This window comes from Pantoea sp. SIMBA_079, assembly GCF_046940275.1.
Classification (GTDB): Bacteria; Pseudomonadota; Gammaproteobacteria; order Enterobacterales; family Enterobacteriaceae; genus Pantoea; species Pantoea borealis.
In genome coordinates, this window is the sequence record NZ_JAWRYR010000666.1 from 1 (window position 1) to 250 (window position 250).

The 250-nt window shown below is 47.2% G+C and carries 1 protein-coding gene; it reads right to left on the reverse strand.

All coding sequences use genetic code 11. The features are described from left to right. Nucleotides 1-250, reverse strand: a 250-nt coding sequence (locus SB719_RS21620; protein ID WP_412159955.1) for a PAS domain-containing protein, incomplete at both ends; no start/stop codon positions are given.

The following is a 250-nucleotide window of genomic DNA, read 5'->3' on the forward strand; positions in this document are numbered from 1 at the left end:
CTCAAACAGTTCAGCAGCTAATCGGTTAATAAACGTAACTTTCCCCTGATCATCGACCGCGAAAATCGGCTCCTGGACCGCCTCAAATATGGAGTGGAGGTGGGCGTGCAGATTTTGAATATCTACTAACGATTTCCCGAGCTCCTTTCCTAGGTCGTGAATTCCCGTAATGAACCGAGTGAGGTACTCTTTTTCACGTTCCACTGGAATCCCGACCTTACGCCCCAGTACAATCAAATCATGAATATGG